The sequence below is a fragment of the Pseudomonas sp. 7-41 genome (genome assembly GCF_021233075.1).
Taxonomy (GTDB): domain Bacteria; phylum Pseudomonadota; class Gammaproteobacteria; order Pseudomonadales; family Pseudomonadaceae; genus Aquipseudomonas; species Aquipseudomonas veronii.
The window spans coordinates 1,566,519-1,578,759 of the sequence record NZ_CP089551.1 but is presented as its reverse complement, the minus strand read 5'-3'; the positions used below and the strand labels follow the sequence as shown (position 1 = coordinate 1,578,759).

Below are 12,241 nucleotides of genomic sequence, written 5' to 3'. Positions count from 1 at the left end.
GTTGTGACTCCTTTTCTCTGGACGAAAAAAAGCCCGCTCAGTGGCGGGCTTCAGTGGCGGGCTTTTCTGTTATCGAGTGATGCCTAATGGGTCGAGGTAGCTTTGCGATGGCTTGACCAGGAACTTCTGGCCGTTTTCCTGCTGGATGCGTTGTTCGGTCCGACGTAGCGATCCGGGGTTCATGGCTTCTTGCACAGACCAAAGGAACAGGTGGTCCATGGCGATGCGGGTGTAGAACAGGTTGAGGAATGGTGTGTTGTTCTGGGCCAGGCGCAGCGCAGACGATGCGGCGTCGTCGCCGGATCTGATCTTCGCCCACAGGTCCAGCGCGTTGGCAGCGGTGCCCAAGGTTGGGCCGGCGAGCGTTTCCAGCGGCTTGTTGCCGAAGCGGCTGACCTCACCGAACATGAAGTCGCCCATGATCCCGAACCCACCGCCTTGGGTCATTGCAGCAATCCACGTCTTGGGATCATCCGCCGGCCGGGGCTGGCGGCCCTTGACCGCATCCTTGGCCGACATGGACAAATACCCGAACGCCGTGGTCCACAGCAGCAACTGGGCCATGGCCAAGCGCTCACCGTTTCCGTTGCGTAGGGCGGCAATAAGATCCTTGCTGCCCCGGTATCCCTCACCCAGTGGCGTCGGCGCATAGCCTCGGCCATACAGCTCCCGGCCCAACGTCTTCTGCATATAAGCAGCAGGGAAGCTCTTGAATTGGGTCATGAACCGGTTGAGGTCGCCCATGATCGTGCCCGGCCTGGTGCCTTGGTTCATGATCGAACGTGTGCGGGCATCCGGCTCCAGCACCGCATAGCTGACCCGGTCGTTCACGTAGGCGCGCAGGCTGCGTTCCAGGCCTTCGCGTGTTTCACGGATAGCCGACGCGGAGACCTTGCGCCCTTGCTCAGCGAGGTATGCGCTGATGCGCTCGTCGGGGATGCCTGGGATGCCATCGGTGGTCATGTAGTCGCGGCCGTCAGCCATGCGGGTATCCATACCGCGCAACAGATCCCACTTGCCCGCGTCGAGGTCGTACAGTCCCAGCGTGCGGCGCAGGCCCGCGTCCATCGTGCCCCAGGCCCTGCCTTTATTCTGGGCCAGGTTGTGCGCCATCATCAGCCCAGCGCTTGCCTTGTTGGCGTCAGTCCACCAGGACAGGCCGTTCAGCTTGAAGAACAGCGACATTCCCCGCGACATCTTCCCGCCCACAGAGTCATCGGCAGAAAACCGCCGCATGATCTCCCCTCGCATCGAATCCCCATAAACCCCGAAGCTCGACAGGATTTCACGCTGCTCCAGGCTTCCGCGCCCCTTGGCAAGGCCGGCGGTCATTTCGCCCAGCGAACCCAGGAAGCTCTTGCCCTGGTACCGCATTTCACTGGCGGCCACCGGCAGATCGGCGAAGCTCGAAAGCAGCGCGCCGCCCAACTTTGACAGCGACTGCCAGGCCCGGACGTTGGCAGATATCCTGGCCGCCCATGCATTTCCAGGTATCCGTGTTGCGCCGCTGACCTCGGCAAAGCGGTTAGCGATCATGTTGCCGCGCGCGGTATTGAAGTTGGTCAGCGCCTTCGGGTCTCCCGACTTGCGCACGTCCTCGGCCAGGATATCCATGGCCATGTTGAGGTTGGCCTCTGGGTTGGTGCCCAGGCGGCGCATGATCCCGGTGTTCTGCCCGGCCATATCCAGACCACGCAACACTGCCTCGCGCAGGTTTCCGGTACCGAACAGCGTGTTGTACTCATGCCAGGCCACGCCGTCCTTGAAGTGCAGAACTCGCTCTTGGCTGATTTTCTTGGCGATGTTGGCCGGCCCCTTGAAGCCGTTTGCTGGTTTATCACCCGGCGCCTTGAGGTGGTCGCCAGAGACAAGGCCGTCGTACACGCCGCGCAGGAACTGGGTGGGGTTGGCTACATCGTCGAACGTGCGGGCGTCCAGCCGCGGCTGAATTTCCTCAAGCCATTTATCAAAGCCTGCAGAACCGATCTTCTCGCCGTCGTGGCTTTGGCGGGCGATGTACCCGGGTAAGTTGCCGATGTTGGCACCTGCGCGGTTCGCATCAATGCGCGCCGCCTCTTGGTACTTCTGAATGGTTCGGGCAATGCTGACCACCTGGTCGTTGAGCTTTGAGGTGTCCTGCTTGGTCCCGATCTTCCAGAGCGCATCGGCGATATCAACATCCGAATCACCTTTGGCCAGGATTGCCACCAGGTCCTGGCGCTCCAAATCATGGATGAACCCACCGATATAGGCATCGCCCAGCGCCTTCTGCTCGGCGGCGACCGACATGCGCGAGCCCTGGCGCGCCAGGTTTGTACCCACCAGCAGCGATTCAATGCCCAGGTCTGGCCGGTCGGCAAAGCTGCCGCGGACGAACGAAACAATCTCTCCGCGCCGACGCAGGTTGAGCAAGGCATTGCGCTTCTCGATCAGTGCCGCGTGCTGGGCCTGCTTGCCCAGCTCATCAGCCGCGCGCAACGTTGCCTGCTCCATGCCCAAGGCGCCCTCCCTGGCTATCAGCTCCTTGGCTCTCCCCCGCAACAGTTCGAAGATCTCGGCAATTTCTCTGTCTTCCAGATTGCCAGCGGCAGCCCGTACAGCGTCGATGCAAGGGGTCATTGTCCGTTCCTTATGTCGCATACAGCGGCAGCGCGGTATGCCTTCGAGTATTGTTCTGCGCGGTCGGCCTGGGCCTGGGCGGCGTCAGCTTCGTCACGGCTGGCGGCCAGAACATCGGCCCGGTCTTTCTCCGGAAGCTGATCCAGCATTTCCTTGACCAGGGCTTCGTCCTCGTCGAACTGCTGGCGAGTGGCTTCGAAGTCGTCCTGGGGTTGAGACTTTGGAGAGGTATCGGCGCGAAGGCTTTCGGCCTGGCCCTCTGGATCAACCCGGCGCGCCAGTGGACGCTTGACGTACTCCATGGCGCCAGCGGCCTTGCCTGGTGCCTCCAGATCGAACAGCGCTTGCACGTCGATATCACGACCGCTGACGGCCTGGGCCACCGCGGTGCGCAAGGCGCTGTCGCGCACGGTCCAGTCGGCATCCTGAGCAGTTTCACGCGCGGTGCGGATGGCAGAGCCCAGCGGCCGTTGCTGATAACCCTGCATGATTTGCTTGGCGCGAGCCTCTATCTGCGGGCGCAAACGCTCCGGCACCTCCCCCCGCTCAATCAAACCGAGGTCACGCCGATCAAACTCACCGGCGCGGTTTCGCTCCAGGGTGGTGTTGATTTCAGCCTGGCGGGCGCCGATCTGCTCGCGCTGGGCGGCGATGGTGTCGCGGGCTGCGCGTTCTGCCTGCTTGCGGGTCATGCGCTGGCCCTGGAATTCTTTAGCAAGGTCCTTAAATGTCGCATCCAGGCCCATCGCGCGCTGAGTCAGCGCAACACGTTCGACGCGTAGGTCTGCCACGTTGCCCACACGCTCATCCGTCAAAGTCGGGCGTATCTCGTCGATAGCCTGGCGCTCGGCATTGCGGTACAGCGTTGCGCCGTCGGCCTCAAGATCGCGGGCAAGCGCACCGCGCAAAGCGGTTTCGGGATCCTGGTCAAAGATGCGCTCAAAGTCGGCGGCGCGCAGAGGCTGCGAGGGCTGGCGGTCAGCGGAGTTCAACACGCTCTCGACCTGTGGCGTCGGCTCTGTGGCAATCCGCCGGCGTAACGCATCAGAAACAGCACCGCCGACGGTATGCAGGCCGCCACCCAAAAGGCCACCCATGGCGATGTTGGCCAGAGAGTCGGATAGGCCGTATTCGGTCTGATCCTGCTGAGCAGCCAGCAGAGGTAGTGGCTCAAGGATTGCTGCACCAACAGCGCCCTCTACCGCGCCAACGCCAGCGCGGACACCGGCACGGCCCAGCGGAGACACGGCACGCCCAAGCATGGCGGCGTAGCGAGCCTCGCCATAGACAGGTACGAAAGCTGACGCAATGTTGAGCGGGTCAAGAAGGGATGCAGCGAGACCTGCGGCCAGCTGCGTGCCGAACGATCCACCGTTCGCCCGCGTCATGACCTGCTGGCGGGCGGCCTGCTCGCGGTGCCGATCGATAAGGATGTCTAAGGCGCCTTCGCGAATACCCTGCTCAGGGATTTTGATATCCAGGCCCATTCCCGAAACCTTGTCCCGCGCGGCCTGGGCGTCCAGCAGCGGCGTGTCTGGAGCGAGTCGCTGCGATGGAAGGCGGCCAAGGCCTGCGCCGACCTGGGGCTTGCCAATTTCCTCTTCCTCGATCGCACGCATACGCAAGTTCGAAGACGTGGCGTTGTTGGAATAGTTATCTCCGAACGACGCGTCCCACACCTCGCCCGAATCTGCCGGGATATCGAGCATCGTCCGCCGGTCAAGGACCGGGGCGTCACCTGCATAGATGGTCAATTGTAAATCCCCAGGGCTGGGCCTTTACGGCGTTCTGGTGTTGACAAGCCTTTCTGTTGAAGGTCAGTCCAGCTGCGAGTAATCGGCTTGCCGTCAGCGCCGCGCACGCGGTAGCCGTTCAGGGTCAACGAAAGACCGGTCTCGTCCTCGTTCGGCACCCACTGGCCGCTTGATTGCAGGGCGTCGTGCAACTGCTTGCGGTTCTGTTCCTCGGTAACCCCCGCAAACCCAGGCAGCGGCATCAGCTCCTCCGGCTTGATCTGCCGCATGGCCTGCTCTGCGCCACGGCTGACAGCCTCGGTGTCCTGGGTTTTAGGTACGCGGTACGTGCCGAAGAAGTCGTACTTATCGTTGACCATCCCGCCCACTACGCGCTTGGCGGCGTCCTTTGGGCTTTCGCCCTGGAGAACGTATGACGTGGCCGTGCGCAACGCCGCCTTGTACATCGTGCTGTAGGTGTTTATGCCGCCTGACTGGCCCTGCAGAGACTCTGCAAAAGGCACCAGTGCTTGCTGAACTGACTGGACAATGTCGTCCTTCTGGCCTTTCTGTAGCCCTGCGTTCAGGTCGCTGTCTTTGATTGCAGCCACCGAGGCCATGCGCTCAGCTACATCCTTTGGCAAGCCGGTGGCAATAACCTGCGCCTCGGCCGGGAGTTTGTTGCCCATCTGCTGCAGTACCGTCGGGAAGTCCTTGCCCCATAACTCTTGCTGCTGCTCGATCATCGTGGCGGCATTCTCGCCACCGTTAACCTTGGTGTTGAAGTTGGCAGCCATCTGGTCGGCGGCGGCGTCCGGCAACAGCTTGGGCTGCTTGACGCCCAAGCGCTGCTGCTCGGCCAGCGTGGTGCGCGCGTAAGCCTGATAGGCCTCTGGTGTTCCGTCCTGCTGCGCAGCGGCGAACGCCTGCTGCACGGTCGGGCTGTACTTGGCCACGTATGCAGCAGGATCGTCCTGCTGCTGTTTCATCAGGCGCACGCCCACGTTGGTCAGGTGCTGATAAAGCTGGCTGTCTTCCTTGAAGCCTTCGCCGGCGGTGCCGTCCTGAGCTGGCTGGAACTTGCCCAGGATTGCTTGTCGCTCCTGCGGGTCGGCGGTGGCGAATTCCCGGATAGCGGGGGCTAGCGCCTGGACCTTTGAAAACCGATCGTATTCCTTGGCACCCTTCTCGGGCCCGTAGGCTGCGGCAAAGTCTACCTTCGATGGCGGATTTTCGAAGTCAAGGCCTTGGGAATAGGCTGCACTGGCATCCTGCACGCGGCTGCTCAGTTCCATGCGGTTGATGGCCTGCATCTGGCGTGCTTCCACCTGGCGCTGGCGGGCCTCTGCCTCAAGACGACGAAAGCCCTGGTCAATGCCGTTGCTCGTGCGGATTTGATCCTCGGCCGTCATTGTGTCCTTGTAGGACTCGTAGTAACTCTTGGCCTTCTGCGGCGAGTCGATCAGCATCCGCTGGATAACCGCGGTGGACATGCCACTGTTGGTTTCCAGGCGCTCGGCCTGGGCGGCCTCAGGCGAAAGGCCGAGGCGTTCGGCGCGACTGGTTAGCACCGCATCAACCTTCTGCCGGTACTGGTCGACCTTGGCCGGGTCTTGATACTCCAGCGCCGCGCCCTGCATGGACGTTTCGAGCTGGGCCTTTTCGACCTGGCCGTAATAGTTCTGACGTTCGCCGTACTCGTAGCGGTTCAGGTCATTGGACAGGGAGTTACGCCGACTGTTGACGATCTGCGCATACCTGGCCTTCTGCTGATCGTTGGTCAGGGTTTTAGCGATATCGGCCTGAGCCTTGTCGAACTGATCCAGGGTCTGGTTGGTAACGTCCAGGGCGTTTTGGCCTTTGCGGGTGTAGGCGCCATTCTCGCCATACATGCTCTGCTGCTGCCACTTGGTGAGCTGGTTATCGGCATCCATCAGCAGCGCGGTATCGGCCTTCTCGCGCTCTTTATCCATGAGCATCTGTGCGCCGCGCCCAAGCGTTTGTAGCCCCTGAGCAATAGACGTGGTGTCAGGTGCAACGCCCTGCAACTGAATAGGTCTGGTCGGCTGCTGCTGTACCTGCGCCGTGTCGTATGTCGGTACCCGTGGCATTTATCGAGCCCCCGCGAATGAGCCAAAGGCGCTACCCAAGCCACCGAGGATTGAGCCTGTGGCGGCAGTGTTGCCGTTCTGTACGGTCTGGTTGGCGTTAAGCAGGTCTTGTTTGGCCTGTACGCGATAGCCGTATGCTTCGCGCGCGGCGTTGTTCTGGATCGTCAGGGCATCCAGCTCGCCGAGCATGGCGGTGTCGTCCTGCAACCGCGCAGCGCTGCCACTATTCACGTCGATCCCGTTGGCAGCCTGCACGCTGCGCTGGGTGCCAATCGCCTGCCCGGTCCGCACGCGCTGCCAGTCCGCCGAGGTATTCCCGGCGTTGATTGTTTCATCTGCGGTCTGCCGTTTGAATGCCGCGTTCTGCTGCATCATGTCCGACTGAAACCCAGCGTTCTGCTTTTGCCCCTGGGCCTGCATCATGCTGCCGGCCAGGCCAATAGCGACTGGTATCAATGCCATCCAGCACATGGTTATTCCTCTCGATTCAGCGTGAATGGGTAGAACGGCAGGCGCCTTGGCCCATATGGGATGGCCTCGCCGAAGTCGAAGCCAAGCCATTTCAGCCAGCGAATGGCCGAGGTGTTGCGGGCGTCGACGTAATTGATGAGGTGGCGGTGCCGGGTAAGCATCCCTTGCACCTCTGGCTTGCAGACCTTGAGGAAGGCGCGCGCGTGGCGTTCGACGTGCGTGGTGCTGATCAGCCAGGGCACGCCGACAGAGCCAAGGACGCTATGCACCGCATCACCGAACACGGCAACGATATGACCGTTGACCACGATCTTGCGGGCATTGAGGCTGTCATTGATCCCCGCCAGTAACTCCTGCTCCAGCGAGATACCCAAGCCTTCAACAATCTCGTCGATATCGGCCTGGCGCACGTCGCGCAGGATTGCTGGCACGTCCTCCAGTTCGATTGGCAAAACATCAGCGACCGCCAATGGTCACCTCCGGAATCACCGCCAACACGGACAGCGGCAACGGATCTGACTGGCGGATGAATACGCGGCCCTTACCCTGCCAGTCATTTGTGATGGATATCTCGGCCTGTCCGGTGAGCAGCTCAATAGGCGGCTCGTACTCGTCGCGGCCAGTCTTGTGCGGGTACAGGTGATCTTTGTCTTGGCCTGCCATGATTCCGCGCGATTCCTCGACCGCCACGGTCAGCGACGTGACGGCTATTTTCTTGTCGAGCACCGTCTCGTTGGCGTTCTTAAGCTCAAGGTCAAGCGTTTCAAAGTCGGACACGTAAGGCAGACCAGCATGAACAATGCCCGCGTATTCCTGCAGGATCACGCTACCACCGGTTACAACGCGCTGCGGATGGACGCTCCCATCAGCAAGGATGGAAATGGTTTTGCCTTCCAGGTGATCAAGGCCGGACACAGTCCTGATCTGACGCGCCCATGTAGAGGTGCGCTGGCCGCGCAGCGAAACCGGGCAAACGATCAAAAGTTTGACCGTCACCGAACTGGGGCTGGCGTAGCCCACCACCTCGACCCGGACAATATCCGTACTGGTTTTCCCGTTATCGGCGGTGACCGTGCTTTTCAGTGAGTAGTTGACTCCCACGCTACCGACCGTGAAAGGTGTGTGTCCCACGGCTGTCATGGTGACCACCTCGGGGAATCCCCAGGTCGAGCCACCCGACAGGGTGAAAGTCTTGGCCGTATCAGTGTTGCGCCCGTCATAGGTCAGGCCGCAATCGACAAAGAACGCATCTTCAATGCTTGTGATCTGGCGGCTGGCCATACGCTCAATGAAGCGCCTCTGCACGCCGTTGATAGTGCGGCGAACGACCATGTACAGGGCGTCTTCCTGTCCTTCCGGAATGCAGGCGATGGACTCGACGAAGCCGTCAGTGTCGTGCCAGTGCCAGCCCACCAACTGCTGCTCAGGCATGAACGTCATTCCCAGCAATACACCGTCGTCGCGCACGTACCAGACGATGGAATCAGGGATTTTTTGGTACGCAACGTTGGTCAAGGTCCGACCGCGGAACAGGTGCGCGCTGAACAGCGTCAAGTCTTCAGCCGCGAACCCGTCAGCATTTATCGAATACCCGAACGATGACACCCGGTTGCCCCGGGCCTGCACGTACACGGCGCTGTTGCCCACCACCACGGGCCTGACGATCGATGATCCGTCATAGCCTTCAGGGACTGACTGCATAGTCTTTGGGGTCAGCCCAGTATCACCGCCGGAAATGGTGAACTCGCTTCCCGATGTAAATACCAGCAGCTTGCGCAGCCCCACCAGATGGCGAACGCGATTCACCTTGTCGCTCACCAGAGTGGCGGTTATCCCGTCGTCGTCCTTGTTCGGCGTCGAGTAGCCAAAGTTCTTGAACAGGCCGGTTTTGCTGGTCCAGATCGTCTGCGGGCTGAGGTTGCTACCGCCGAATACCAAGCGCTGCTGGTAATAGCCCACAGCGCCGGGGTAGTTTCCCGCCCCAACGAATGGGTCATTGCCATTGGGTGGAGTATCAGTCTTTACGGCCTGAACGTTACGGTCTGAAAAGGCGGTTCCAGTCGAGCGCCCAATGAAGCCATATATGCCCGCCCCAACGTTGTCCTTGTAGACGATGTAGTAGGTTGCCCCTGGCACCGCGTCCCAAGTCAAGTGACCGGTGAGCGTATCGTTGAACACCGTGATTGAGTTGCTGGTAACGGGTAGCGATTCATCAAGCGTGCTGTTGTCGTCCAGTACAGCGGTGATCTGGTAGCGCCACTGCTGCTGAACCCCAGCGCCACCACCACTTGTCGCGGTTGCAGTGGCCGGCGCGGCAATGCGCGGGGCCAGATTGATTTCGGACACGGTCCAGTTGTCATGCCCCAGTCGCGCTAGCTCCCGAGGTTTGTAGGTTGGATGAGCCAGGGTCATCACGTCGGCCGACTGAGTGAAGCCAATCTGATCGAGGTCTCCACTGACATACGGCATGGCCAGCTCATAAGGCTGACCCTGGGTCGGGCCTGCCGCGCTGATCACTACCTGCCCACCGTCCTTGATCACTCGCATGTTCATTTCGTTGAACGCAAGCACGTAGGTCTGCACATCGTTGAACTGGAACGGAAACAGCCTGCAGTACTTCGTCGAGTCCTTGACCTCGGCAACCAGCTTCGTGCCCGCGCGGTTACGCACGCCGCCGTATGGCATGACCATGAAGTTCCGGCATAGCTTGAGCCCGGTGTAGTACCGGGCGATGTCAGTACGAGCGCTGGCCGATGGCGAAAGCTCGCCAGCCGCAAAGGTGGGTTGCAGTACGCTGCTCATGCTCTCACCGTAATGAACTCAGATTCAGGCTCTGGATCGTCTTGGGCCTCTTCGAAGGCTGATGCCTCTGCAACCGTCAGGGCCATTTGGTATTGCTGAGTGGCGAATTGGACAAGGTCGGTCTTGGCTGCCAGTGGTAGCGCCAAGTCCATCGACAGGCGCCAAGCCAGCACATCGGCGAACTGCGGATCAAAGAACGTGGAGTCTTCAACCCTAAATGTGAAGCGGCATACAGCCTCTGGCTGGTCGGTGTGAATTACCCGGCCGCCGGAGTCGTAGCCGATCTTGTAGGGAATCTGCTGGTCAGCAGTGAGCGGACCACGCCAGCCTGGCTGGACGATATCGCGCACCTTCAGGCAGTTGGCCGGGTACCGGTAACGGTATTGCCAGCCAGGTGCAGGGCTGCCCAGGTCGGCAAGCGCAACAATCGATTCCGCGAATGGCCAGGGAAATGCCTGCAACACCAGATCGCGCAGTTGGCCGTAGAACACGCGGCACTGCTCGGCCTCCTTACTATGCTCAGTAAACGAGGCAATAGCCTTAGTTACCGCAACCCGCGACAACGCAATGTTGCAGATTTCGATATCGCTGGACATTCGGAAACCTCAGAAAAAGAAAAGGGCCCCGAAGGGCCCTGAGGGTTGTTGCTGGTGGTCAGGCGTCTGGCAGGCCGTTGCCGCCGTTGTCGTCTTGGTCCGCACCGCCATCACCGCCTTGCGTACCGCCAGCGTCCTGCTGGATGGTGGGGGCAGTGATCTGACCGCCGGCATTCAGTCGAGCGGCTTCCGCTTCCGCTTCCGCCTTGTTGCCGGTGAAATCGCCAACCCGCTGCTCCTTGTCGTCCTTGACTACGAACTTGCCAGCAGCGCCACGGGCGGCAACGTAACCCAGCCCCATATCATCAGCATCCTGCTGGATGGTGGGGGCCTGCGCAGGCTTCGCCGCGCCCGCGATCTTCAAATTGCTGCCAGGGCTGTCGATTTCCAGCACGACCGTTTCACCCGGATCATAGAGGCGCCCGTTGATAAACGACCGCTCCAGTACTTCATAGCGCTTAGGCATTGGTCTGCACTCCAGCGACGATGCCGGCGGTTACCTTGCCCAGTGTTGGGGCGGTGCCGGTCACGGTGTAGTTGAAGCGCAGGTAACGTTCAGTCTTCTGCGGCAGGGTGATGACTGGGGTTTGGTAGCCGATCTTCAGGTCAGCCAGCGGCACCACGACCTGATACAGAGAGCGCGGGGAACTAAACGCCGAGTTGTCATCGGTTTGCAGTTCGATGGTGAGGCTGGTCAAGGTGTTGAATGCTTCAACTACCTGGATGACCAGCGGGATATCACCGGCACGACCAACGTCCTTGGTGTCGCCGCGGTCGATGATGTCGGTCGAAGCGGCAGTGGCAGTGATTGCCTGGGCGTTCGACATGAGCAGCTTTACGTCAAAAAGCATGATGGTCTCTCCTGAATGGGGGAAAGCCACGCAGTCGTTAGACTACGCGGGCTTCGGTGTTGAGGATGGCGTCGATGCGCTTGATTGGGATGCCCAGGAACTCGGGGATCTTCTTGCCGCCGTACTCGCCCAAGGTGAGGTTGACGTTTTTGGAGTTCATCGCCTGTTTGTGCAACCACGACTGGATCGTGCGGTTGGCATAGATGATGGTCCGGCCCTCACCCTGCTCCGGGTTGTCGATGCGATACAGAGCATCAATCATCAGATCGATGATGTTCGCACCGGTCGCGCCATCGCGGGTCAACTGGGTTACATCGATATTCGCGATACGAGCGTTTGCACGCCAGTCACGAACGGACATACCAATATCCCATTTGAAGTGGTCGCGGTACGCCTCGAAGTCGCCACCGTTATCAGCACGGGCGGTTTGCTGGCCCAGGAACTTGTGCTGGAAGCCCGCCACGCTGCCTTTCGGATACAGCAAGTGGGTAGACATTTCACCCCAGGTCACAAACCAGATGGATGTGTTGGTAGAGCCAGTGCCGCCAGCATCGACGATGTTGGCGCCCGACTCTGCCGACTTGTCGTTATAGCGCGGCGCCAGGCCCAGAAAAGCCTGGGGCTCGGCCTGGGTGTTGCCGTAGATCATGTAGCGGGCGGCTTTGTTGTTGAAACCCTGCAACTTGGCCATGTTCTCGGAGGTGCGGAAAGCATCAGCATTACCGCTGAGGTCAGCCAGCGCCTTATCGACTAGGCCGTAGTCTTCCATCATGCCGGTGGTATCCAGCACAGGCACAGTGGTTGATTTGCTCGGCTGAATGCCTTGGTTGAACATGCGCCAGGTTGGCTCGGGGATGCCCGAGCGCATCGTGGTCTTGTGCTTGGAGCCGTCGTTGCACTCCTGGTACTCGGCGTCTTGAAGAATGTCGTTACGCTTGGCCATCAGCTCAACGATCTTCATGACCTTTTTCGTACTATCTTCCCTGCTGAACTTATCGATCAGGGTCGGCATGGTGGAGGTAAGGATGCCCATCTGTGTATCTCCTACGGTTTATGAA

General features: G+C 60.4%; 10 protein-coding genes. All 10 read right to left on the bottom strand.

All coding sequences use genetic code 11. The features are described from left to right. Nucleotides 1–69 precede the first annotated feature (69 nt). Nucleotides 70–2,619 carry a hypothetical protein gene (locus LQ249_RS06995; RefSeq protein WP_144419301.1) on the bottom strand — a complete coding sequence of 850 codons (2,550 nt, stop codon included), beginning with the start codon at nt 2,617–2,619 and terminating at the stop codon, nt 70–72. Beyond that, nucleotides 2,616–4,373, bottom strand: a complete 1,758-nt coding sequence (locus LQ249_RS06990) for a hypothetical protein (RefSeq protein ID WP_232566323.1) — start codon at nt 4,371–4,373, stop codon at nt 2,616–2,618. The genes LQ249_RS06995 and LQ249_RS06990 overlap by 4 nt, the downstream gene beginning before the upstream one ends. Further along, nucleotides 4,370–6,331, bottom strand: coding sequence for a hypothetical protein (locus LQ249_RS06985; RefSeq protein WP_232566322.1), 1,962 nt, complete (start codon nt 6,329–6,331; stop codon nt 4,370–4,372). Before LQ249_RS06985 ends, LQ249_RS06990 begins: the two co-directional genes overlap by 4 nt. A 132-nt stretch (nt 6,332–6,463) precedes the next feature. Further along, nucleotides 6,464–6,925 carry a hypothetical protein gene (locus LQ249_RS06980; protein WP_232566321.1) on the bottom strand — a complete coding sequence of 154 codons (462 nt, stop codon included), beginning with the start codon at nt 6,923–6,925 and terminating at the stop codon, nt 6,464–6,466. An 11-nt stretch (nt 6,926–6,936) separates the two neighbouring features. Beyond that, the gene (locus LQ249_RS06975; RefSeq protein ID WP_232566320.1) at nt 6,937–7,404 is read right to left on the bottom strand and encodes a phage protein Gp13 family protein; all 468 of its coding nucleotides are present in this window, start codon (nt 7,402–7,404) and stop codon (nt 6,937–6,939) included. Next, nucleotides 7,391–9,736: a phage nozzle protein gene (locus LQ249_RS06970; protein ID WP_232566319.1), complete on the bottom strand. Its 2,346-nt coding sequence runs from the start codon at nt 9,734–9,736 to the stop codon at nt 7,391–7,393. The genes LQ249_RS06975 and LQ249_RS06970 overlap by 14 nt, the downstream gene beginning before the upstream one ends. Further along, entirely contained in the window at nt 9,733–10,332 is a 600-nt protein-coding gene (locus LQ249_RS06965; protein WP_232566318.1) for a hypothetical protein, read from the bottom strand. The genes LQ249_RS06970 and LQ249_RS06965 overlap by 4 nt, the downstream gene beginning before the upstream one ends. Nucleotides 10,333–10,390: 58 nt before the next feature. Then, entirely contained in the window at nt 10,391–10,798 is a 408-nt protein-coding gene (locus LQ249_RS06960; RefSeq protein ID WP_232566317.1) for a hypothetical protein, read from the bottom strand. Then, a complete protein-coding gene (locus LQ249_RS06955; protein ID WP_232566316.1) occupies nt 10,791–11,183 on the bottom strand; it encodes a Bbp16 family capsid cement protein in 393 nt (130 codons plus the stop codon). Before LQ249_RS06955 ends, LQ249_RS06960 begins: the two co-directional genes overlap by 8 nt. A 37-nt stretch (nt 11,184–11,220) precedes the next feature. Then, nucleotides 11,221–12,216 (bottom strand): major capsid protein, encoded by a 996-nt coding sequence (locus LQ249_RS06950; protein ID WP_220382839.1) that lies wholly within the window; start codon nt 12,214–12,216, stop codon nt 11,221–11,223. Nucleotides 12,217–12,241: the final 25 nt, after the last annotated feature.